Origin of the sequence: Buttiauxella cochleicola (assembly GCF_021282435.1) — a bacterium.
Classification (GTDB): domain Bacteria; phylum Pseudomonadota; class Gammaproteobacteria; order Enterobacterales; family Enterobacteriaceae; genus Buttiauxella; species Buttiauxella massiliensis.
Genome location: NZ_JAJSOT010000001.1, coordinates 530,331 through 554,158, shown reverse-complemented (window position 1 = coordinate 554,158; position 23,828 = coordinate 530,331). Strand labels below are relative to the sequence as shown.

Annotated in this window: 17 protein-coding genes; 10 read left to right on the top strand and 7 right to left on the bottom strand. The window is 47.7% G+C overall.

Annotation, left to right across the window (positions count from 1 at the left end; all coding sequences use genetic code 11):
• Positions 1-174: 174 nt before the first annotated feature.
• The 5 genes from LVQ77_RS02540 (at position 175) to LVQ77_RS02520 (ending at position 3,357) form a co-directional block, all read left to right on the top strand.
• A complete protein-coding gene (locus LVQ77_RS02540; RefSeq protein ID WP_232903569.1) occupies positions 175-1,341 on the top strand; it encodes a methyl-accepting chemotaxis protein in 1,167 nt (388 codons plus the stop codon).
• 202 nt (positions 1,342-1,543) lie between these two features.
• Complete coding sequence (locus tag LVQ77_RS02535) at positions 1,544-1,708, top strand: YnfU family zinc-binding protein (protein WP_226812007.1); 165 nt, start codon at positions 1,544-1,546, stop codon at positions 1,706-1,708.
• A 233-nt stretch (positions 1,709-1,941) separates the two neighbouring features.
• Positions 1,942-2,265, top strand: coding sequence for an antibiotic biosynthesis monooxygenase family protein (locus tag LVQ77_RS02530; protein ID WP_232865813.1), 324 nt, complete (start codon positions 1,942-1,944; stop codon positions 2,263-2,265).
• A complete protein-coding gene (locus tag LVQ77_RS02525) occupies positions 2,258-2,650 on the top strand; it encodes an amino acid-binding protein (RefSeq protein WP_232903932.1) in 393 nt (130 codons plus the stop codon). Before LVQ77_RS02530 ends, LVQ77_RS02525 begins: the two co-directional genes overlap by 8 nt.
• Positions 2,647-3,357, top strand: coding sequence for an ArsR/SmtB family transcription factor (locus LVQ77_RS02520; RefSeq protein WP_232903568.1), 711 nt, complete (start codon positions 2,647-2,649; stop codon positions 3,355-3,357). The genes LVQ77_RS02525 and LVQ77_RS02520 overlap by 4 nt, the downstream gene beginning before the upstream one ends.
• Before the next feature lie 58 nt (positions 3,358-3,415).
• On the opposite strand, the gene LVQ77_RS02515 is transcribed toward LVQ77_RS02520, so the two are convergent.
• The gene (locus LVQ77_RS02515; protein WP_232903567.1) at positions 3,416-4,258 is read right to left on the bottom strand and encodes an MBL fold metallo-hydrolase; all 843 of its coding nucleotides are present in this window, start codon (positions 4,256-4,258) and stop codon (positions 3,416-3,418) included.
• Between the two features lie 170 nt (positions 4,259-4,428).
• On the opposite strand from LVQ77_RS02515, the gene LVQ77_RS02510 reads away from it, so the two are divergent.
• Entirely contained in the window at positions 4,429-5,322 is an 894-nt protein-coding gene (locus LVQ77_RS02510; protein WP_232903566.1) for a LysR substrate-binding domain-containing protein, read from the top strand.
• Between the two features lie 63 nt (positions 5,323-5,385).
• Here the strand turns inward: LVQ77_RS02510 and LVQ77_RS02505 are convergent, their stop codons facing one another.
• Positions 5,386-6,087 carry a GNAT family N-acetyltransferase gene (locus LVQ77_RS02505; protein WP_232903565.1) on the bottom strand — a complete coding sequence of 234 codons (702 nt, stop codon included), beginning with the start codon at positions 6,085-6,087 and terminating at the stop codon, positions 5,386-5,388.
• A 139-nt stretch (positions 6,088-6,226) separates the two neighbouring features.
• On the bottom strand, positions 6,227-7,840 hold the full coding sequence (locus tag LVQ77_RS02500) for an ABC-F family ATP-binding cassette domain-containing protein (protein WP_232903564.1): 1,614 nt from the start codon (positions 7,838-7,840) through the stop codon (positions 6,227-6,229).
• Positions 7,841-8,046: 206 nt separating this feature from the next.
• Between LVQ77_RS02500 and LVQ77_RS02495 the strand changes: the two genes are divergently transcribed.
• Positions 8,047-8,517 (top strand): GNAT family N-acetyltransferase, encoded by a 471-nt coding sequence (locus LVQ77_RS02495; protein WP_232903563.1) that lies wholly within the window; start codon positions 8,047-8,049, stop codon positions 8,515-8,517.
• Between the two features lie 118 nt (positions 8,518-8,635).
• Positions 8,636-8,998 carry a VOC family protein gene (locus LVQ77_RS02490; RefSeq protein ID WP_232865807.1) on the top strand — a complete coding sequence of 121 codons (363 nt, stop codon included), beginning with the start codon at positions 8,636-8,638 and terminating at the stop codon, positions 8,996-8,998.
• 87 nt (positions 8,999-9,085) lie between these two features.
• Here LVQ77_RS02490 and arsC read toward each other — a convergent pair whose 3' ends face one another.
• The 3 genes from arsC to LVQ77_RS02475 all read right to left on the bottom strand — a co-directional run bounded on the left by arsC (position 9,086) and on the right by LVQ77_RS02475 (position 11,233).
• Positions 9,086-9,514, bottom strand: a complete 429-nt coding sequence (arsC, locus tag LVQ77_RS02485) for a glutaredoxin-dependent arsenate reductase (protein ID WP_232903562.1) — start codon at positions 9,512-9,514, stop codon at positions 9,086-9,088.
• A gap of 62 nt (positions 9,515-9,576) precedes the next feature.
• The gene (locus LVQ77_RS02480; protein WP_232903561.1) at positions 9,577-10,866 is read right to left on the bottom strand and encodes an arsenic transporter; all 1,290 of its coding nucleotides are present in this window, start codon (positions 10,864-10,866) and stop codon (positions 9,577-9,579) included.
• A 46-nt stretch (positions 10,867-10,912) separates the two neighbouring features.
• Positions 10,913-11,233, bottom strand: a complete 321-nt coding sequence (locus LVQ77_RS02475; protein ID WP_232903560.1) for a metalloregulator ArsR/SmtB family transcription factor — start codon at positions 11,231-11,233, stop codon at positions 10,913-10,915.
• An 86-nt stretch (positions 11,234-11,319) separates the two neighbouring features.
• Between LVQ77_RS02475 and arsH the strand changes: the two genes are divergently transcribed.
• Positions 11,320-12,024, top strand: a complete 705-nt coding sequence (arsH, locus tag LVQ77_RS02470) for an arsenical resistance protein ArsH (RefSeq protein WP_232903559.1) — start codon at positions 11,320-11,322, stop codon at positions 12,022-12,024.
• Positions 12,025-12,204: 180 nt separating this feature from the next.
• On the opposite strand, the gene brnQ is transcribed toward arsH, so the two are convergent.
• Positions 12,205-13,374, bottom strand: coding sequence for a branched-chain amino acid transport system II carrier protein (brnQ, locus tag LVQ77_RS02465; RefSeq protein ID WP_232865802.1), 1,170 nt, complete (start codon positions 13,372-13,374; stop codon positions 12,205-12,207).
• 697 nt (positions 13,375-14,071) lie between these two features.
• On the opposite strand from brnQ, the gene LVQ77_RS02460 reads away from it, so the two are divergent.
• Complete coding sequence (locus LVQ77_RS02460) at positions 14,072-23,701, top strand: retention module-containing protein (protein ID WP_232903558.1); 9,630 nt, start codon at positions 14,072-14,074, stop codon at positions 23,699-23,701.
• Positions 23,702-23,828 lie beyond the last annotated feature (127 nt).

Sequence of the window (23,828 nt, the reverse complement as noted above, 5' to 3'; positions counted from 1 at the left end):
TGCCGTTTTTTTATAGACTCATTTTCCCGCTTCAAAAGTAGAAGGGTAAAGAAGTGTAAAAAACTATTTCATTTGCTTATGGCAATACATAGCTTCAATTTCTATTGCGCACTGGCTTTTTCATCAATACCGACAATAAATAAAGAACCAGCAAAACATGTTATAGGGTTAGGTATGCTTAACAACTACAGCGTAAGAACCGTTATCCTTGTTTTTATATCTGCCTCTTTTGTCTTCATTGATCTAATGGCATTCCTTCTGGTAGCAAATGTGAGTGTCATCCTCATGTTGAACATCACCGGAGTTGTCTTGATCTCAAGTTTATGGTTTTACATGACTAAATATCTTGTGAGGCCGATTAACGAGGTTAAAAGAAATATTGATGAAATAAATTCAGGGAATTTATCAATTTCTATCCGCGAGTTTGGTAATAACTGTGCGGGGAAATTGATTCCAGGGATAAATAGCCTCGCAAAAGAAATATCCAGTCTGGTCATGGATATAAGAAAATCATCCAATTCGGCCAGCATTTTATCCGGCACGCTGGCTAACCAAAGTGCCGAACTCTCAGTCAAAACTGAACAGCAATCGGCCATGCTGATGCAAACAGCATCAAGCATGGAAGAGATTTCAGCGGGGACAAAGAGCAATGCAGAAAACACGCGTCAGTTAAACGATATAACCAATGAAGCCCATAAATCTGCAGGTCATGGGAGTCAGTTGATGCATAAACTCACGGAGAATATGGTATCCATTACTGATTGTTCGAAGAAAATGACCGAAATTATTAGCATTATTGATGGGATAGCATTTCAGACGAATATCCTGGCGCTTAATGCAGCAGTTGAAGCTGCGAGAGCGGGTGAACACGGCAAAGGATTTGCAGTGGTAGCGGGTGAAGTTCGGGTGTTAGCTCAAAAAAGCTCTGAGTCTGCCAAAAACATAAAAGCACTGATTGAAAAAACAAATACCAATGTAATGCAGGGTGCAAAACTTGTATCTGAAGCAGAAAAAAACATGCACGACATCGTTTCAGGATCAGATGATCTTAACATGCTGATGGAGCATATTTTCATATCGACTAATGAGCAGGAAAAAGGTATTCAACAAATAACCATTGCTTTGTCCGAACTGGAAAAAGTCACTCTGAGTAATGCTGCAGTCGTTGTGGAGCTCGCGGAATCCTCAGACGTTTTAAAAAACCAGGTCGTAGAACTTCAAAAAAGAACCAATAATTTACGTTTGAATGGTGAAGATAAAAACACGATGCCTGTGGCTCCGCTCTTAGTCCCAACGAAGCAGGAAAAACATACATCAGAAGGTCACTGGCAGACATTTTAAATTACCATAATTTAACGACCTGAACTGTACCCCAACTGTTGGATATTCAACGCATTAAGGTACAGTTTTTAATGTTAAATTTTTAATTTTCTGGCTGCAGATATTTTTATTAATTTAAGGTTCAATTGCCTGCTGGATAATTTGTGCGCTATTTGATCAGGGCGTGATACGATGAACCTCATTCATTGAAAGGCTAATCATCATGTCTATATTCGATTATGCAATGAAGCGCTTTAGTAACGCCACAAATGGCACTGTGACATGTCCAATCTGTGGAAATAAAGCCTCTTTTCCCGCTAACAAAATTCGCCAGGGGCAAACATTGCTCTGCCCAAAATGCAAATCACTGTTTGTTGTACCGCGCTAATACTGTTGCCCACAGCGCGTAGCGACTAACGCCAGCAATCCTCTTCTTTTATGAAGATGCTCTTGGGCGAATTGAGCCAAAGAACCTGCGCTGAGCATACAAATCAGCGCACGTAATGGCGATTAAAAACCCCTGTAACTTCTCCTGAACATTCATACTTCGCTTACCAACGAAGCATCATCTTATTGAATCCCTATAGTAGGCCTCACAAGCGTACATTCAGGAGCAGTATTATGATTGCGGTAATTTTTGAAGCGAATGCCATACCTGCGCAACAAGAGCGGTATCTCCAACTGGCTGCAGAATTAAAGCCAGAGCTGGAGCAAATTGCAGGATTTATTTCTATTGAGCGTTTTCAAAGTCTGAATACCGTAGGAAAAATCCTGTCGCTGTCATGGTGGGAAAGTGAAGAGTCTGTCATAGCGTGGAAACAAAACCTAAAACACCAGGCTGCTCAATTTGAAGGGCGGGAATCTATATTTTCTTTTTACAGAATCAGAGTTGCACATGTCCTGCGCGATTATTCATCTGAAAATAGAGATTCTGGCCATGTATGACATTCACGTTATTCTTACCAATACTCCGGGGGCACTGTCATCGCTGGGATCTTTACTGGGCCAAAGCGGGGTAGGACTTGAAGGCGGCGGAGTTTTTACCATCGGTAATGAAAGCCATGCTCATTTTCTGGTTGAAGATGGTGAGCTTGCGCGGCAAGTTCTTAGCGAGGCTGGTTTGAATGTTAAAAATATCACATTGCCATTAATCAGAAAGTTAAAACAAGAAAAGCCCGGAGAGCTTGGTGAAATTGCCAATGTCATTGCTCTGAATGGAATTAATATCAATGTACAATATAGCGATCATAATAATCGTTTGATTCTTCTGACCGACAATAACGACCTCGCCGCTAAAGTAACCAAACAATGGGAAGTGCCTGCGGAATGAATTTAAAAGTTTCAAAAGCTGCTGTTGATGAAACTGACTATCTCGAAACATCCATGTCAGTTGTTGCATCGGCCATTGCTGACCCATCCCGGGTCAGCATTCTTTGTGCGCTAATGGATGGACGGGCATGGACGGCAACAGAATTAAGTACGGTTGCCAATATCGCCGCATCAACAACAAGCGCACATCTCGCAAAACTGCTTAATAGCCGCTTAGTTACATGCCTGTCTCAAGGGCGGCATCGTTATTACCGCCTGGCTGGAAGCGATATTGCAGCTCTTCTTGAAACTTTGATGGTGGTATCAGTGCACAGTGGAAAGACGCTTGAGACCAAAACACCCACACATTTACGTGTTGCCCGGACATGCTACGACCATATGGCCGGAGAAGTTGCTGTTGGAATCTATAACTTCATGTTCAAAGAAGGCTGGTTTTCTCCTGATGGTAATCTGCTTTCGCCGATGGGAAAGCTCCAGTTTCAGAATATGGGCGTGCTCATCGATCCTAATAGCAGGCGCAAAAGTTCCTGTGCTTGCCTTGACTGGAGCGAGAGAAGATTTCACCTTGGAGGCAGTGCTGGTGCTGCACTGATGCTGTTCTTTGAACAAAAGGGGTGGATAACTAAAATCGCTGGTTACAGAGAAGTGGCAATTACAGAAAAGGGCAAAGTCGCTTTTTTACGATTATTCCAGCTCACTGTGAATTGAATAGAACGAGATCTTTAAAGCATTGATTCCGAGCAATCCTTTGCTCTTCAGTAGCCTGTTAGTCTTCAAAATATGCGATACGATACCCATCATTTTCAGGAATAACGTGAGCAAATCCTGGTCTGGCAAAGTGCATGCCTGCAATGAGCCATTTTTCTCGAGCTGCTTGTTCCAGAATTTCTTTCCTGGTCGCTTCCGCTTGTACCGGGTCGCAGTCAAATGCAATAGAAACAGCCGGTTGCGCTGATTGTATATGCGGAAAATGGACAATATCTCCCCAAATCACCAGGTTTTTATTATCCGACTCAATGCGAAACCCGGTGTGACCTGGCGTGTGCCCCGGAAGCCAGACCGAATGAATACCCTTAACAATCTCATTCCCATCCAAAAATCTGACTCTCTTTTCATAGACATCCAGCGTTCGGCGCACCAGCGCAAAATTGCGTTGACCACGCTCACTTGCTTGTTTTTGCCAGGTATCATTGCGCCAGTATTTTGCTTCCAGAGCATTAAGATGGAGTGTCGCATTCTTAAAAACGGCGCGCCCCTCAATGTCGAGCAGGCCGCCAATGTGATCAGGATGACCGTGCGTTAAAAGAAGGGTATCTATTTCTTCTGGGCTACTGCCGGCAGCATAAAGGTTTTCCTTGAGCTTCCCTCCAGCATTATTCAGACCACCTGTACCCGCATCAACCAAAATGGTTCGCCCAGCGCCACGGATAAGATAACAGTTGATGTGAATATTGCCTGGTTCAGAAATCCCGGCATTACGCTGTATTTCACCAGCCTCAGCAATATCAATACCGCACAATAATTCAAGGCTTGCAGACATATTGCCGTCACTCAGGACGGTAACCCGGTAATCACCGATTTGATGAGATGCAAAGGACGGGTAGCTCATGAACAGTTCCTCTTGAGAGCATGACAAATTGTGGAGAAGGAATAATCCTTCAACTGACATTTCGTCATGCTACACGCTGTATTATCGCTTCTGAATCGATATTATTTCATGATTCAGTGACATTTTGTCACTGACGATAAAACCCACCCTCAACTAAAAAGGCAGCGGTTATGCGTAGAAATATCCCCAGTAGCGCTTCGTTGCTGGCTTTTGAAGCCGCAGCAAGACACGGTAATTTTGCCCGTGCGGCAGAAGAACTCTCGCTGACGGAAGGTGCCATCAGCCGTCAAATTGCACGCCTCGAATCGCTACTGAAATGTAAGCTATTTGACCGAACGGGAAGTCGCGTGAAGCTCAATCCTGTCGGGGCGCGCTATGCGCGTCACGTGGGTGAAACGCTTGAGCGCCTGGACCGAGATACTCAATACATAACGGGAATGCCGGAAGGAAACAGAAGTCTGGAGTTAGCTGCGCTGCCGACCTTTGCCAGCCGCTGGCTCATTCCTCGCTTGAGCGGTTTCAGAAAGCAGCATCCAGACATCACACTGAATATAGCGGCCAGAATCGATCCATTTATTCTTACCGGTAGTGGCTTTGATGCGGCAGTGCATTTCGATCACCCCGCGTGGGCGGGTATGCGCATGGATTTCCTGTTTAAGGAGAATCTGGTTCCGGTATGTCATCCAGAGCTGCTTACAGATACAGATCTTTCCAGCCTGTTAAACGAGCTACCGCGAATTCATCGCAGACAAAATCCAGAGGCTTGGTATAGCTACGCTTGTGAAAGTGGAATTTTCCTCGATAATCCGGCACAAGGGGTCAGATATGACCTTCACGAAATGGCAATCGCAGCGGCGCTGGCAGGAGATGGCGTGGCATTAGTACCGTGGATGTATGTTGAAAAAGATCTCAGCAGTGGGGCACTTGCAGCGCCCTGGCCCAAATCTGAAGTGCTGAGTAAAAACTTTTGCCTGGTGAAACCAGTAGAGACTGGAATAAATGACACTGCACTACAGGCTTTCGAGCAATGGCTTAGGGCTGAAATCACTGATAGCGGGCAATAGCGCGTAATACGATGGAGCAAATATGGCCGCACCAGCGACCATATTGCATCAGTATTGAAAACGTTATGGGTTACTTCGAAAACTCGCAAGTTTTCGCTTTTGCTCTCCGCGAGCACTGAAATTGCCCGGTGAAAGCCAGCCTGAAAGTGCGCTTTCTACTGTTGGCCATTCAATATCGATAATAGATAACCAGTCCGTGTCACGGTTGCGTTGTTTGCGTGTCATGGCCTGACGGAAGCGTCCTTCAAATGTGAATCCCAGTCTGTCTGCCGCATTTCTGGAAGCCAGGTTGAGCGAGTCACAACGCCATGCCACGCGCCGATAGCCCAGAGAAAATGCATTTTTCAGCAACAAAAATATGGCTTCTGTGCCCATGGCGGTTCGTTGCATCCTGGGTGACCAAGTGACATGTCCTATTTCGATCGCACCGTTAACAACATCAATATTGCTAAAGCAGACGACACCAACCGGAAGACTACTGTTTATTTCCGCCACGGCCCATGCAACCAGCCCGGAATCGTTAATTTTATTCTCAACCCAAAGCTGCATTTGCTCTAAGCAGGTAGGCTGCTCAGCACCAAGCCAGGTCCAGTCTCTATCATCAGGCGCCTGTGAGAACGCTTCAAGAAGATCACCGCAATGGCTGGTTTCAAGAGGTAAAAGATAACAGTGATGGCCACAGAGCTGGGCTCGGGCCGGAAAGGGTGCAGGTTGCCAGTCGGAAAGCGGGAAACCCACAGGCTGACCATATTTATTCGTATTCAACGATCATTCACCTTCTGCTTTGCAAAATTGCGCGATAGCCATTGTGGTAACGACAAAGAGCCTATTAAAAACATGATGATCAAATCAAGTGTCACAAACTAGCTATCATGCTGATGATCTTTTACTTCCCCTTAATCGTTTAACACGCCTCAAGTTGCCAGCTACCCTCGGTGATAGATAAGCGTTCAGTTAAATTCAGGTTTTTCAAGAACGTCTCATCGTGCGAAACCACCACCAATGCCCCCTGATAAGTCCGCAGCATTGTCTCCAGTGCCTGAATAGAAGGCAAATCCAGATGGTTGCTGGGTTCATCGAGCAGCAATAGTTGTGGCACGGGATCAGCGTACAACACACACGCCAGCGCAGCTTTCAGGCGCTCACCACCACTCAGGCATCCGCTGGCAATTTGGATTTTGTGAGCATCCAGGCCCAACTGCGCAAGCCGCATGCGCAAATCAGCTTCACTGGCATTGCGGTTGGCTTCACGTATCTGCTCCAGAACTGAACGTTGCGGATCAAGGTTGTCGAGATGTTGATTAAGTAAGGTATGCCCATGTGGGATACGGAAAGCACCGCTTAATGGCTGAAGTTTGCCAGATAGTACGTTTAAAAGTGTCGATTTTCCGCAGCCGTTACATCCAACGATACCGATGCGTTGCTGAGCGTATATCGACAGGTTCAATGGTGAAGAAAAAGCTGTCACGAAAGGCAGTTGTATCTGATTTAGCTCTGCAACCAGACGCCGTGAAGGAGAGTTCACAGCAAGCGAATGCACAACGATTTCAGCATTATCTTCAACGCGCGTTGCCGCTTCATGCACGCGTTGATCAAGTAATTCCTGAGCGGCGAGATGGAGTTGGTTTAATTTACCGGCCGACGATTCACTGCGTTGCTTTTGTCCACCCAGCAAAATTTTAGCCTGATTAGCTTCTCGCCCCTGGCGATGACCACGCGATTGCCGTTTCTCTAAACGTTCTTTCTGATCCTGAAGGTTCTTCTGTTCGCGCTGGCGTTCACGTTTTCTCTGTTCCAGCAGCTGAAGTGCGCTTTGTGTTTCTTGCGTTTTTTGCTGGGCGTAAAACGAGTAATTGCCGCCATAATTGTTCAAGCCGATGGATGAAAGCTCAACAATCCGCTGCATCGATTCCAACAATTCTCGGTCATGGCTTACCACCAATAGCCCGGCAGGCCAGCGTTGTAACTGAGCAATCAATGCAAGTCGGTTTGCTCTATCAAGGTGGTTACTGGGTTCATCGAGAATCAAAAAATCGGCCTGTGAAAGCAAGGCCCCTATGAGTGACACGCGCATGGCTTCGCCGCCACTCAACTGGCTGACAGGTGTTGATGGCGCAAGATGCCCCAGTTCACACCGCTCTAACTCAATGTCCAAACGCTGGCGTATATCCCACTGCTGGCCGACCAATTCAAAATCTGCCATTGAGACACTACCCATTTCGATGCGCTCAAGTGCGCCAAAAATGGATTGAATCCCTGCGAGTTCTGCAACGGTCATTTCTGCCTGATAGTGGGTTTGCTGAGCCAGATAATACGCAACGCCGGAACAGTTACATCTGCCCGATGAAGGAGGGATTATCCCGGCCAGAATTTGCGAGAGAACGCTTTTACCCACACCGTTTCGCCCAACAAGGCCGGTATGACGTGAGTCGAAAGATTCATTGAGTTGTGAGAACAGCGGTGTGCCGTCAGGTAATACAAAAGATACGCTTTCAAGCGTAATGAATGAATTCGTCATGTAACTACTCCATAGATGCCAGAAACTGGCCCGATAAGTCGGGACTAGTAAATTGGCCGTCAGATAGACGGCAGCATCAATGGCGCATTGGACGAATACCTATAAAGAAGAAATGATTATAGACATTTTAAATAGGGTATGAAAAAAGTAAAGGTTCGGGTGAATAACGTGATTCAGGTAAATTCGCGCAAATGGGGAGTGAAGTGATGAAAGTTAGATTGGCAACGCCTGCAGAGGCAGAAGAGTGCTGGAACATCAGAAATCAAGCTATACGCCATGGATGCCAGAATAGTTACAGCGCTGCGGTAATTGCAGCATGGACACCTGAAGCAATGCCTGAAAAATATAGAGTGGTTATCGCGGACAATCCATTTTTCGTGGTTGATGGGCAAGACAATCGACCTGTCGCCACAGGTTATCTCGATCTTTCTGAGGGGAGTGTTGAGGCTATTTTTACCTCGCCCGATTATATCGGCAAAGGGTTTGCCGGGCTTATTCTGCAAGCGATTAAAGATGAAGGGCGTAAACGTGGCTTTAAACAATTAACATTGTCCTCGACGCCTAACGCGCAATCTTTCTATGAAAAACATGGCTTTATTCTACTACGTGAAAACCTCCATTCTTCTGCTCTTGCCCAGGCAGACCTGCGCTGCATGGACATGTCCATTGAGCTGTAGCCCATCCAATTTTCTCCCTCTCGACTATCCTGACAGATGAGCGCAATGGCTCGTCTTTTCCTCAAAATCTGTCTTGTACTGTTCTGCTTTTTGCAACGTTAAGTCAGGAGAAAATTTTATGAATGCAGACATTAAGGGCGGTATTGATATCGCGATTAAAGTGCCATCACACCAATACCAGCAGACGCTTGATTTTTATCGTAATGCCATCGGGCTCAAGGAAATCACAGATAAATCACCCGCTACCGGGTTTGTATTTGGCCCGAACCGTTTGTGGATTGATGAAGCACCAGGTTTGAGCCAGGCTGAGGTCTGGCTTGAAATGTTCACACCCGATTTTAAGTCAGCTGAAACACATATCGAAAAGTGTGGAGTTGTCAGATGTGATGCTGTCGAGCCTTTGCCAGAGGGATTTAAAGGAGGATGGGTAATGAGCCCCTGTAATATTGTACATATGCTTCGCGAACCAGAAGCATGGTGAATCGAGGATTCTATTCCTGCACAAACACAGCAAATAGCCGCTGCAAGAATTAAAACCTGCAGCGGCTAATAGTTCGTTGATTGTCCTCTATTTGTCGATTTTCTTACCTTGTACATCAACAACCTGCTCACCATCTTCTTTGGTGAATGCGCCACGTTGCCCATCAGTCAATATATCCAGAACTATTTCTGAAGGCCGACATAGCCGGGTACCCAGAGGGGTGACAACAATTGGCCGGTTAATCAGGATTGGGTGCTGCAACATGAAATCAATCAACTGGTCGTCACTGAAGGAGTCGCTTGCCAACCCTAATTGTTCGTAAGGTTCGACATTCTTACGTAATAACGCACGGACCGTGATCCCCATATCGGCGATTAACTTTTTCAGTTCATCACGGGCTGGCGGCGTTTCCAGATACAGAATAACTGTGGGTTCAGTGCCACTGTTGCGAATTAATTCCAATGCGTTACGGGACGTTCCACAAGCGGGATTATGATAAATAGTTACATTGCTCATCGTGTTGATCTCTCGTTTAGGCCCATAAAATATCTCTTCCAGGCCTGTAATTTAAACAATAGTTATAGGGCTACTGACAACCGCAGGGCTAATGCCGCAAGCGTGACGATCAACACAGGAATAGTCATGACTATGCCTACTCGGAAGTAATATCCCCAGGTAATCGTTATATTTTTCTGCGACAAAACATGCAGCCATAACAATGTCGCCAGACTGCCAATAGGGGTGATTTTTGGCCCCAAATCGCTACCTATAACATTGGCGTAAATCATTGCTTCTTTGATAACACCCGAAGCAACGCTGCCATCAATTGATAGGGCTCCGATCAGAACAGTCGGCATATTGTTCATAACTGATGACAAGAAGGCTGCCAGGAACCCTGTTCCTAATGTCGACACCCACAATCCTTGCTCTGCAAGTTGATTGAGTAGGGCGGAAAGGTAGTGAGTCAGTCCCGCATTGCGCAAACCATAGACCACCAGGTACATACCCAGCGAGAAAATCACAATCTGCCAGGGCGCACCGCGCAGCACTTTTCCGGTATTAATGGTATGACCGATCTTTGCCACAGCAAGCAGAATCAGTGCCCCAACGGCGGCCACCAGACTGACTGGTACGCCGAGTGGTTCCAGGCCAAAGAACCCCACTAATAGCAAAAGAAGGACCAGCCAACCGGCTTTAAAAGTACTGGGATCCCGGATTGCTTCTTTTGGCTCTTTTAACAGAGCAACGTCGTAAACGGCGGGGATGTCCTTACGGAAAAACAGGTGCAACATAACCAGCGTTGTCGCAATGGCGACAAGGTTAACCGGCACCATCACGGCTGCGTATTGCGTGAAACCAAGGTTAAAGAAATCGGCCGAAACGATATTCACCAGGTTCGAGACAATCAGCGGCAGACTGGCCGTATCAGCGATAAACCCTGCAGCCATGACAAAAGCTAACGTAGCCCCCCGGCTGAAACCCAGCGCCAGCAGCATCGCAATGACAATCGGAGTCAGAATAAGTGCTGCACCATCATTGGCAAACAGTGCCGCCACCATTGCACCCAGCAAAACAATCCAGGTAAAAAGCAGTCGGCCGCGGCCATTGCCCCAGCGTGCAACATGCAATGCGGCCCATTCAAAGAAGCCAGACTCATCCAGCAGTAGGCTGATGATTATCACCGCGATAAAGGTGGCAGTCGCATTCCAGACTATTTGCCAGACTATCGGGATATCCCCAGGGTGAACGACACCTGTTAGTAATGCCAGACCAGCGCCTAGTATGGCGCTCCAGCCAATCCCAAGACCTCTGGGTTGCCAGATGACCAAAACAAGAGTGAGCAAAAAAATCGCACTAGCCACTAACATTACAAACTCCAAACATATTTGAATAAGTAAATGTGTTTCATCGTTATCAACATGAGGATAATGAAGCTGCACTGAGCTTTTTCTGGATGTTCTCTCGCTCACTATTCCAGGCGGATTCAATAATGGTCGCAGCCCAGGCCGGCATATGTGGTGACAGGCGATAATGCACCCATTTTCCTTCCCGGCGATCGGTGACCAGCTCTGCTTCTCGTAATAGCGCCATATGACGCGATATTTTTGGTTGGGATTCTGCTGTCACTGAACAGATGTCGCAGACACATAGCTCACCGGACTCCTGGAGTAGCATCACGATGGTTGAACGGGTTTCATCGGCAAGCAGTTTAAAAAGCTGAACAGGCTGTAGCATGTTGAACCTCGCTATGAATTTATGATACATATGATAAATCATATATGTTTTCTTTTAAAGCTTAGTGTTTAAGATGGAGAAATTTCATGACGCATTTATCAGCAATCGAACGGGAATGTTTTGATGATGAGATTGCCAGCAAACTGCAAAACGATACCCAATCGATGCCGCGTATTTTGATCCTCTACGGCTCAGTTCGGCAGCGATCGTACAGCCGGTTTGCAGCCGAAGAAGCAGGGCGTTTACTTAGCGAAATGGGGGCCGAGGTGAAAATCTTTAACCCTTCCGGCCTGCCTTTACCTGATGACGCACCGGAAACCCATCCGAAAGTGCTCGAATTGCGAGAACTGGTCAGGTGGTGTGATGGAATGGTTTGGAGTTCTCCGGAAAGACACGGAGCCATGAGTTCAGTGATGAAGGCTCAGATTGACTGGATACCACTGAGCGAAGGCGCTGTTCGTCCGTCACAAGGGAAAACACTGGCCGTAATGCAGGTTAGCGGTGGCTCGCAGTCATTCAATACGGTAAATCAGATGCGAATACTTGGACGTTGGATGCGAATGTTCACCATTCCAAATCAGTCATCAGTACCGAAGGCGTGGCAAGAATTTGATGATGAAGGACGTATGAAACCCTCAGCCTGGTATGACCGGATTGTGGATGTCGCGGAAGAACTGTTCAAAATAACGTTAATCCTGAAAGGGCATACTGAGTATCTGGCCGACCGCTATAGCGAAAGGAAAGAAAGCCATCAGGAGCTGTCCAATCGGGTTAATCAGGAAAAAATCTGAGCATCTTCAAACACCTAAACCTCTCAGTAGGCAATTAAATTCGGAAGGAAGTTTGATGAACACCGGAATGAATATAGTGAAAAGGATCTGTAGTCTTGTTGAGACTGCAGATCCTTAAATCTCATTATAACGGACTCTGTTTATCGGCCAGCGTCCAAAATATTAATAGTTGGATATTACTTAGCTGTGGACAAACAGACTCATAATCCCTATCAAGAGTGAGCTGTAAAAAATGATTCCATATAAATTACTCGGAATATCAATCCATTTGCGAATGATCCCGAGGGCCACAACGGTTAATGCTGCTGGATAAATGGCGCAAAGTACTGGCACAGCAAAAGCAGTCAGCGAATTTAGGCCAAGCACGGAAATACCAGCAGAAGCAATCAGCGAAATGACGACCAGCAATCCATAAGATACTCCAGTATTTTGGTTGAAATATTGGGCAGTACCGGTTATCAGGCCGATTGCCGTGACCAGACAGGCAAGGGTAATTATCGCCGCCAGAAGGATACGTCCATAAGCACCAAATAGGGTTTCCACAAATATACTGATGATCTGCAGCCCATTAGTGGCATGTAATACTGGGCTGTGAGCACCCATTGAAAGGTAGCAGACATAAATCAGAATCAGCCCCACTGCGGCAATAACGGCGGCAGTTGTGGAGTATTTAAAAATTCCGGCTTTATGGGCAATGCCGCGTTGTTGCAAGGTATGCGTAATAATCGCGCCAAAGCAGAGGGCACTAATAACGTCCAGGGTCTGATAGCCGTTTATAAAACCCATGTTGAATGGATGTACCTCATAGGCATTTTCTGCAACAGTAATGGCACCAATTGGATGAATCCATGCGCAAATTCCAATGAAAATTAATGCGCTGATCTTCAAAGGCGAAAGAACAAATCCTACTATCTCTAGTAGTTTCCCCGGCTTGGCCAGTGTTGCGCCGGCAAGGCCAAAGAATGCCACTGAAAATAGAAGTTTCTGACCCCAGGACTCCTTTGCTCCGTGAGCAATAAGTTCGTAGCTGATTGTTGCTGTTCTTGGAGTCCCAAACAGAACACCAAGAGTTAGAAAGCAGACACTCATAAAAATGAAACTTACTCGTTTACCTAATGGCCGAGTTAACTCATTAATATCACCACCATTGATGGCCAGCGATATGATGGCCAGCGCGGGGAATAATACTGCGGTGATGATAAAACCAAATCCAGCTGTAAACGTATTACTCCCAGCTTGCATACCAACCAGTGGTGGGAAAATAATATTCCCGGCTCCAAGAAAGAGTGCGAGAGTCATCCCACCAAGCGCCAGAGTTTTAGAAAAAGATAATGTTATTTTTTGCGTCATGTTGTTAATACCAATATTAAATTGTGTTTAATGCGTCATTTTGAGTATTAAATAAATTCTATGGCTCATTTGGTAAAATTAAATATTTAAATTAACCATTATTTTTTTTCTTATTCTGCTGGTTGATTAAAAACCAACCCTTTCAGGAATCTTTTTGGAATTTTTAACTGATTATGTTTTTGGCGACTAGCATTGGGAAAATGGCGGGTTATCTTTTTAATTAATACAATTTGGTAACAACGGGATCTACGGGGAAGTTATTGAAGAAAGAGAGGGTTCATCTGGGGTGTTTCAGTTGCAGGGCTCATTCCAACTATTACTCACTTTAACAAAAACTAACTTACACCTTGTTAAAACCCACTCCGTAACAAGATTTTTCATATTAATTTACACATAACTACATGTTTATATTACTAGCATAAGCGTAGATTTAATTTGAAATGAAATTTAATACTCTGCAATGCGCCGTTTCACTTCCCATCATCTTTCAATTATGTCTACGACTCCTTCAAAGCTACAATAGTGAAATTCAACAAATTGTATTTTTTCTACATCTTTAGAAGCTCATACTTATAAATATCCATTAATGGGCATTTTGTATTCTGTTGGCACATTCAAATGAAAGAATTGTGTTGTAGGGTTTTTAATTAATTGTAGCTTTTATAAAAATAACAACAATATTCAAGAGGAGTAGCTCGTGAGCAATTTACTTGGTGTGATTAAAGCTGTAATTGGCCTGGTTTATGTAGTTGAAGCAGACGGCTCACAGCGCCTCTTGATAGAAGGTGACAGAATATTTAGTGGTGAGGAGATTGTTACTGGTGACAGTGGCGCGGTTAGTGTCTCCCTGCCGAATGGTAAGACGATGGATCTGGGGCGTAATAGCCACTGGACAGAACATGGCGTGAATGCAGTTAATACCGCCGAACATGACACTCAGGATGTCGCGTCTTTGCAAAAAGCCATTACCGATGGCGTTGACCCGACAAAAGCATTAGAAGCGACCGCTGCGGGTAATGAAACACCGGTACATATTGAAGGTGGTGGTGGCGGACATACCCTCGTTCAATTAGATTTAACGGGAAAAGTGGTTGATCCTTCTGCTGGTTTCAACACCTTGGGGTTAGGCGTTCCAACACCAGAAATTAACCTCCCTCAAAGTGGGCTGACGACTGGCAACGATTCAAGTTCCTCTCCTGTTCTTCCTCCCCTTGTTCACATCGACGATTTTGCTGGTAACGATGGTTATGTTAACAAAAATGAAATCGACCACGCTCACGTCAGTGGGACAAGCAATGAAGATCACGTCATTCTGACTTTTACAGATAGCCAAAATAATACAATTACGATTGATGTTCCGGTCATTGATGGCCACTGGACCACACAACCTGACTTAAGTGGACTGGCAGATGGCAACATTTCTGTTTTAGCCACGGCAACTGATGTTGCAGGCCGCACCGCAACAAGCACGGCCGACGCTGTCATTGATACCGTTGGCCCGCAAGACCATATCACCATTGATAACGTAACATCTGACAACACCATCAATATCAATGAGTCCCATCAGAATTTGACTTCTGTTCACGGCACAGTCTCCGGCGATGCTGCGGTGGGTGATAAAGTGGTCTTAATGGTCGATGGCCAGGAATATGACGGCGTGGTTGTTGATCTTGGTAATGGTAAGTTGGGTTATCAGATTGATGTCTCAACACAAGGGTTGCTGGCAGACCCCAATATCCATGCCACAGTGACGTCGACAGATGCGGCGGGCAATACTACCCAGGCATCAAGCGATCATCATGTCGATATTGATCTCGATATTCATAACTCAGTAACCATTGGCACGGTAGCTGGCGACAACACCATTAACGCCAACGAATCTCATCTGCCGACTTTCATCAACGGTGATGTGGGCGGCGATGCGAAAGCGGGCGACCATGTGGTGGTCAGCGTCAACGGTCATGACTACGACGGTGTGGTGGTGAAAGGGCCTCACGGCAAGCTGCATTACGAAGTGCCGGTGCCGACCAATGTCTTTAACGAAGGTGCCAATGATGTGAAGGTAACGGTCACCAGTTTTGATGCGGCCGGCAACGAAGCGATCGCCACCGAAGACAAAACCGTTACTCTCGATACTCTCGCACACAATACCATCACCATAGACACCGTAGCCGGTGATAACACGGTAAATACCAATGAATCCCATATGCCGACCTTTATCAGTGGAGAGGTTTCCGGTGATGCGCAGGCGGGGGACCATGTGGTGGTCAGCGTCAACGGTCATGACTACGACGGTGTGGTGGTGAAAGGGGCTGACGGCAAACTGCATTACGAAGTCCCACTGCCGGACGGCGCGCTGCACGAAGGCAACAACGATGTGAAAGTGACGGTTACTGGTGTCGATGATGCCGGTAACATCGCGATTGCCACCGCTAATCAGAATGTCATCGTCGATACTCAGGCAAATAATAATGTGACCATTCATACCGTCGCGGGCGATAACACGGTGAACGCGCACGAGTCCCATATGCCGACCTTTATCAGTGGTGATGTCACAGGTGATGCGCAGGCGGGGGACCATGTGGTGGTCAGCGTCAACGGTCATGACTACGACGGTGTGGTGGTGAAAGGGCCTGACGGCAAACTGCATTACGAAGTCCCACTGCCGGACGGTGCGCTGCACGAAGGCAGCAATGATGTCAAAGTGACGGTTACTGGTGTCGATGATGCCGGTAACATCGCGATTTCCACCGCTAATCAGAATGTCATCGTCGATACCCAGGCAAATAATAATGTGACCATTCATACCGTCGCGGGCGATAACACGGTGAACGCGCACGAGTCCCATATGCCGACCTTTATCAGTGGCGATGTGGGTGGCGATGCGAAAGCGGGCGACCATGTGGTGGTCAGCGTCAACGGGCAGAACTACGACGGTATTGTGGTGGTGGGATCAGACGGCAAGCTGCATTACGAAGTCCCGCTGCCGGACGGTGCGCTGCACGAAGGCAGCAATGATGTCAAAGTGACCGTCACCAGCTTTGATGCAGCCGGCAACGAAGCGATTGCCACCGCCACCCAGAACGTGGTGGTGGACACCGAAGCCTGTGACACCCTGACCATTGCGCCGGTGGCGGGCGATAACACAGTGAACGCCCATGAATCCCATATGCCGACCTTTATCAGCGGCGATGTGGGTGGCGATGCGAAAGCGGGCGACCATGTGGTGGTCAGCGTCAACGGGCAGAACTACGACGGTATTGTGGCGGTGGGATCAGACGGCAAACTGCATTACGAAGTGCCGCTGCCGGACGGCGCGCTGCACGAAGGCAGCAATGATGTCAAAGTGACCGTCACCAGTTTTGATGCGGCGGGCAACGAAGCGATTGCCACCGCCACCCAGAACGTGGTGGTGGACACCGAAGCCAGTGACACCCTGACCATTGCGCCGGTGGCGGGCGATAACACAGTGAACGCCCATGAATCCCATATGCCGACCTTTATCAGCGGCGATGTGGGTGGCGATGCGAAAGCGGGCGACCATGTGGTGGTCAGCGTCAACGGTCAGAACTACGACGGTATTGTGGTGGTGGGATCAGACGGCAAGCTGCATTACGAAGTCCCGCTGCCGGACGGCGCACTGCACGAAGGCAGCAATGATGTCAAAGTGACCGTCACCAGTTTTGATGCGGCGGGCAACGAAGCGATTGCCACCGCCACCCAGAACGTGGTGGTGGACACCGAAGCCAGTGACACCCTGACCATTACCCCGGTGGCGGGCGATAACACAGTGAACGCCCATGAATCCCATATGCCGACCTTTATCAGCGGCGATGTGGGCGGCGATGCGAAAGCGGGCGACCATGTGGTGGTCAGCGTCAACGGTCATGACTATGACGGCGTGGTGGTGAAGGGTTCTGACGGCAAGCTGCATTACGAAGTGCCGCTACCGGACGGCGCGCTGCACGAAGGCAGCAATGATGTGAAGGTGACCGTCACCAGCTTTGATGCGGCGGGCAACGAAGCGATTGCCATCGCCAACCAGACAGTGACGGTTGATACCCAAGCTAACACTTCCGTCACTGTGAATGACGTCACCCAGGACAACACCCTGAACCACAGTGAGTTGAGCCAACATAATCAGACTATTACCGGTTTTGTCGGCGGTGATGCGCAACTCGGTGATGAAGTCACATTGGAGATTAACGGTCACTATTATGTGGGCCACGTTGTCGATATGGGTAACGGCAAGCTGGGCTATAAGATCCCGGTTCCTTCATCAGAATTCGGTGATAACAACACCATTCTGCATAAAGATGTTTCCGTTACGGTGACTGTCATCTCTCATGATGCCGCTGGCAACGAAGCCATTTCGAGCACCGATCACACTATTCATGTCGATAACCATGCTTACAACGGACTGAACATCAATACGGTGGCGGGCGATAACGTGGTTAACCATGGTGAATCGCAGCATGACACCATGATTACTGGTGATGTTAACGGGAAAGATGCAAAAGCGGGCGACAAAGTCGTGGTCACTATCGATGGCCATAATTACGATGGCGTGGTGGTGGCGGGTGCTGACGGTCATTTGCACTACGAGGTGCCCGTCCCGCCGGGCATTCTGCATGAGGGCGACAATGATGTCTCGGTGACGGTGACCAGCTTTGACGTTGCAGGAAATGTTGCAGTGGCGAACCAACATACCCACGTCACGCTCGACACTCATGCCGATGCCTCTATCAATATTCACGATCTTAGCGCTGGCCCGACACTGAATTACGATGAGCTGAACACGCCTAAGCAACTGGTGACGGGCGATGTCGGCGGCGATGCGAAAGTAGGCGATAAGGTCGTTCTTGATATTAACGGCCATATTTACACCGGCAAAGTGGTCGATTTAGGTAACGGCCATCTTGGTTATCAAATCCCGGTAGATTCTTCGGCATTCGGTGACAACCTGAAAGAGCTGGACGGCAACGTTAAAATCATCGCCACCGTTACCGCTTATGATGCGGCAGGCAATGAAGTTACCCAGAGCACTGACCACACCGTTCATATCGATAACCATGCGGCAGCGAGTATCACCATTGATCCGATTACCGGCGATGGCATCATCAATTATTCAGAATCTCAGCAGAACTACATCAAGGTTACCGGCACGGTGAACGGTGATGTGCGTGTTGGCGATGAAGTAATCATTATCGTCAACGGGCATGCCTACGTGGGGACTGTTTATGAGCTGCCGCATCAAAATGGGGCGTTAGGTTACAGCATTGATGTTCCCCCAGGGGACCTGCTCGCCGACCCGCATCCAACGGCATACATCGGTGGTCATGATGATGCGGGTAACGTGGTGCTTACTCCAGGGACGGAAAACGTACGCATTGATTTGCATGCTGACGCGACCATTACCATCAATCCGGTGACTGGCGACAATATGATCAACGGCGTTGAGTCGCATAATGGCACAACAACGATCACGGGTACCGTTGGTGGCGATGTCAAGGTTGGCGACCTGGTTCATCTTGATATCAACGGTATTGATATGACGACCCATGTATTCAGAGATCCAGATACCGGTGCTCTGGAATACAGTTTCCAGGTCAGTACATTTGATCTGATGTCAGACCCCGATATTAAAGTCACCGTCACTGGTACCGATGATGCAAATAACGTGGTTAACGTGAGCGCTACGCAACATATAATTGTTGATACTCAGATTGATGCCAATATCACCATTGATCCGGTGACCTCGGATAACACGCTTAACGACATGGAACTGCACAATCATTTCACCCTGGTGACGGGTAAAGTGACTGGTGAAATGCATGTGGGCGACCCGGTAACGTTGACGGTGAATGGCCACACCTATCATGGCTTTGTCGAAAATGAAGGTGTTGATAGCAACGGTAATCCGATTTTTGGCTACCGCATCCCAGTAGATACGGCAGATATTCAGGCCGACCCTCATATTCACGCCAGCATTGACGTCACTGATGCCGCGCAAAACCATGATGTTCGGACTGCCGATGATTCTGTAGGCATTGACGCTCATGCGGATGCCACCATCACCATTAATAAGGTAACAGGTGATGATGTTCTCAATGGTAAAGAACAGCAGTCAGACAACGGCACCACCACGATTAACGGTAGAGTCAGCGGTGATGTGCACGCGGGTGATATCGTTCATGTGTTTGTTAATGGCGTTGAGTACGATGCCGTGGTCGGGCCGCAAGGGTATCTCAACGGTGGACTCGGTTACTCAGTAGACGTAAGTACCGCAGGACTGCTGGCTGATCCGCATATCACTGCAACTGTCGATGGGAAAGATGCGGCAGGGAACACGATTACGGTTGGAACGACACACGATGTTTCACATGATGACGCTGCGCATGCCACCATCACCATTGACCCTGTCACCGATGATAATGTTATTAATAATCATGAAGCCCACGACCCAAAAACCACAATTACTGGTCACGCGACAGGTGATGTGAATCCTGGAGATGTGGTTGATCTTGATATCAACGGGCAGCACTACTACGGCACGCTCGATAAGAACTTAAACTACAGCATTGATGTCAGCACCGACGATTTGCTTTCTCAAAAAAATCCTCTCATTACCGCCTCGGTAAACGGCCATGATGCGGCAGGAAACACTATCGTTGCGACCAGTGAGCGTGGCGTGGGTGTTGATACGCGCGCAGATGTCCATCTTGACCACGGGAGTTCAACACCGCATGGTTCTGATTTCTACACCGTCACCGGGCATGTCAGCGGTAACGATGTCCACGTAGGCGATCCGATTACCTATACTTTTGCCGGGCATCAGTTCACCACTAATGTGGTGGAATTACCCGATGGGAGCGGACTGGGATATCTTTTCAACGTGGGGAGCGGGGATGCACACGCACATCCGGATATCACGTTATCAATCACTGAAACCGACCCGTTTGGGAATACCAATACTTCTGTCGACCATATTCATATTCATTTGCCGGGTGACCCGACACAACCGGGCGGCGGCGGTGGCACAACACCTCACAATACGGATGTAAATATCACTATTAGCCCCGTTGCGGGCAACGATGTGATTAACCAGCAGGAATCTCAGGCCGACCATACGATAGTTCGGGGTACGGTTTCTGGCGATGTTAATGTTGGCGACGATGTGACGCTCCACATTGGCAACCATACCTACACCGGCCACGTATTTGAACTGCCGAACCTGCCGGGCGAATATGGCTATGCCATTGATGTGGAAACTAATGATCTGCTCAATAACCCCGATATCATCGCGACCGTAGCGGCACATGATGACAGTAGTGTTATCGCCTCCGCAGATAAAACGATATCGGTTGATACCGACGTCAACGCCACGATCCACATCAATACGGTGGCTGGCGATGGCACGATTAATATTGCCGAATCCCACAATGGGACGACCAACGTTAGCGGCACCGTAACGGGGGATGTGAATGTCGGTGACAACGTCACTTTAATCATCAATAGTCATGAGGTGACAACGCAGGTATTCAGAGATCCTAAGACAGGACTATTGAGTTTTAGTACCGATGTGAGTACTGACGATCTTCTTCAGGATCCCAATATTACCGCCAGCGTGACAGGGCATGATGGTGAAGGAAATTCGATTACCGTCACCGACCATCAAACCGTTGCGGTGGACACCAACGTTGATGCGACTGTCACCATCGATCCTGTTGGGCATAATAATGTTCTGAACCTGGCCGATACTCAGCAAGACCATACCGAAATCACCGGTAAGGTGAGCGGGGATGTACATCCAGGTGACCATGTCAAAGTGACGGTCAACGGCCATGAATATGACGCAGTTGTTGATAAAAATGATAACTACAGCGTCGATGTTTTAACCAGCGATCTGGATCAGGGCGGAAAAATTACTGCTCAAGTTACCGGATATGATGATGCGGGTAACACAATCACTAAAACGGCAACTGACCATGTGACCGTTGATACCACCGCATCAGGAACCATCGATATCAATACGGTATCGGGTGACGATGTTCTTAGCCATCAGGATCTGCAATCAGCAACCACTAAGGTGAATGGCGTGGTGGGCGGAGATGCGAAGATTGGTGATGAAGTGATTATCACTGTTAACGGTCACCAATACATCGCGCATGTAGAAGCACTGCCTAATATGAATGGCGTGCTGGGATACGTCGCTGATGTTAATACCAATGATCTGCAACAAGACCCTCACATTCATGTGCAGGTGTCCGGCACCGATGCGGCAGGTAATACATTTACCGCTGATAGTGATAAAACACTGACCATTGATGATCATGCGGACGTGACCTTGCATTTCAATAATGTGTCCGGCGATAACGTGCTGAATATGGCTGAAAGCCACGACACGAAGACGACGATTAGCGGGACAGTCACAGGCGATGTACATGACGGTGACAAAGTTATTGTCCACGTTAACGGTAACGATCTTCTTGGCATTCTACATCAACAGCCAGACGGCACTTTTACCTTTAGCGTTGATGCCAATACCTCAGATCTACTTGCGGACCCGAACATCACTTATACGGTAACGGGTGTTGACCAATATGGTAATACCCTGACAATCACTGAAAACAACACCATCACCATCGATCAGGTAGCGGAAAACCATATTCACATTGGCACCATTGCCGGTGACGATAAAGTGAATATGGCAGAAGCAAGCAATTCCACCACCTCAATAACCGGTACGGTAGACGGCGATGTACATGCCGGGGATGAAGTCACGCTCACTATTAATGGCCACATCTATCATGGCAAGGTTGTCGATCATAACGGTACTCTGACCTACGACATTCCGGTTGATAACAGCGTGCTACATGAAGGTGATAACACGGTCAATGTCACCGTAACGGGACAGGATGCGGCAGGTAACCCCGCAACATCTACAGATACCCACCACTTCACAGTTGATACCCAGATTCATGCGTCGATCACAATTGACAATGTGGCTGGCGACAATACCGTTAACGCGAAAGAGTCAGGGCATATTTTCGTTAAAGGTGAAGTAGGGGGTGATGCCAAACTCGGTGATGACGTAACGCTTGATGTGAATGGCCACACCGTTCATGCAAAAGTGGAGATGGTTGACGGGCATCTGGGCTATGACGCGCGTATCGATAAAGGCTGGCTGAACGAAGGCAATAACGATGTGCACGTGAGCGTGAAATCATCGGATGATGCCGGTAATACGATAACGGTTAATGGGCACCAGAATGTGGTACTTGATACCCATGCCGACGCGACTATGACTATTGCCCCAATTGCCGGAGACAATGTCGTTAACGGGCAAGAGTCACAACATCTATTCGTTGACGGTAAAGTGGGCGGTGATGCAAAAGTAGGCGATGAGGTCAGGCTTGATGTTAACGGTCACTTCGTCGATGCGAAAGTCGAGATGATTAACGGCCATCTGGGTTACCACGTTCCTGTCGATAAAGACTGGTTACACGAAGGTGATAACACCGTGAAAGTCACTATGGGCGTTACCGACGCGGCGAATAACCACACGACGATCACCGAAAACCATCACTTCGCAGTCGACACACGAGTTGGTGTATCGGTCACTATCGATCCAGTAGCACCGCATCAAGACACTAATGGACACAACCCGGCACATGCTCCGCTTACCGGTCAGGTCGCGAGTGATGTTCATGATGGCGATAAAGTCACTACCGTAGTCAATGAACACCATTACAGTTCGCTGATTCATGACAATAGTAGCCCTTTGAGCTACGACATTTCGGCACATGTTGCCGCGTTTGAAAGCGGGCATGGCAATACACATGTTCAGACGATGGCACACGATGAAAATATCAACGTGAACCCACAATCACAAAACGTTGGTACGCAACACCCTCAACAAGATGTGGCAGATGATAAGCCGCACCACCATGGTTCACACGAGCATGGCTTAAGCAATTTATTTGCTGATAGCAATGAGTCCCTTTTCTTTAATCTGCATCATGATGCGAAAGGGCATCATGGCGATGAAGGTCATCATATCTATGGCATTAAAGAGAGTGGCGATCATGGGAAAGTGGATTTGAGTGATCTCGCTCATGAGCTGCATGAAGTTAATGATATTACTCAGTATATCAAGGGCGGCGAAGGTCACGAAAAAGGGGATGCTGGCAATCATGTGGTGCACTCGCCAACGGTGGCACCTATCGTTGATGCACCACATATCCAGATTTCTCATGACTCGCATGGCTCAACAAGCTACTCGCTGGACCACTTGATTGCCAAACCAGAGCATTACTCTCAGTAATTGATTACCGCCGCCCTTAACCGGGCGGTGGATTTCATATGCAATCAAAGATATCGAAAAGAGGTGAGTTGCCGTATCAATAGCGTGACCGTTTTGCCGAGTGATTGATACATTAGTGACGCCAGTA

Bases quoted from the DNA above. Each gene is read 5' to 3' on its own strand.
- LVQ77_RS02500 (WP_232903564.1), bottom strand. From the start codon at position 7,840: ATGACGAATTCATTCATTACGCTTGAAAGCGTATCTTTTGTATTACCT.
- LVQ77_RS02490 (WP_232865807.1), top strand. From the start codon at position 8,636: ATGAATGCAGACATTAAGGGCGGTATTGATATCGCGATTAAAGTGCCA.
- LVQ77_RS02535 (WP_226812007.1), top strand. From the start codon at position 1,544: ATGTCTATATTCGATTATGCAATGAAGCGCTTTAGTAACGCCACAAAT.
- LVQ77_RS02525 (WP_232903932.1), top strand. From the start codon at position 2,258: ATGTATGACATTCACGTTATTCTTACCAATACTCCGGGGGCACTGTCA.
- arsC (WP_232903562.1), bottom strand. From the start codon at position 9,514: ATGAGCAATGTAACTATTTATCATAATCCCGCTTGTGGAACGTCCCGT.
- LVQ77_RS02495 (WP_232903563.1), top strand. From the start codon at position 8,047: ATGAAAGTTAGATTGGCAACGCCTGCAGAGGCAGAAGAGTGCTGGAAC.
- arsH (WP_232903559.1), top strand. From the start codon at position 11,320: ATGACGCATTTATCAGCAATCGAACGGGAATGTTTTGATGATGAGATT.
- LVQ77_RS02475 (WP_232903560.1), bottom strand. From the start codon at position 11,233: ATGCTACAGCCTGTTCAGCTTTTTAAACTGCTTGCCGATGAAACCCGT.
- LVQ77_RS02520 (WP_232903568.1), top strand. From the start codon at position 2,647: ATGAATTTAAAAGTTTCAAAAGCTGCTGTTGATGAAACTGACTATCTC.
- LVQ77_RS02480 (WP_232903561.1), bottom strand. From the start codon at position 10,866: ATGTTAGTGGCTAGTGCGATTTTTTTGCTCACTCTTGTTTTGGTCATC.
- LVQ77_RS02515 (WP_232903567.1), bottom strand. From the start codon at position 4,258: ATGAGCTACCCGTCCTTTGCATCTCATCAAATCGGTGATTACCGGGTT.
- LVQ77_RS02510 (WP_232903566.1), top strand. From the start codon at position 4,429: ATGCGTAGAAATATCCCCAGTAGCGCTTCGTTGCTGGCTTTTGAAGCC.
- LVQ77_RS02540 (WP_232903569.1), top strand. From the start codon at position 175: ATGCTTAACAACTACAGCGTAAGAACCGTTATCCTTGTTTTTATATCT.
- LVQ77_RS02530 (WP_232865813.1), top strand. From the start codon at position 1,942: ATGATTGCGGTAATTTTTGAAGCGAATGCCATACCTGCGCAACAAGAG.
- brnQ (WP_232865802.1), bottom strand. From the start codon at position 13,374: ATGACGCAAAAAATAACATTATCTTTTTCTAAAACTCTGGCGCTTGGT.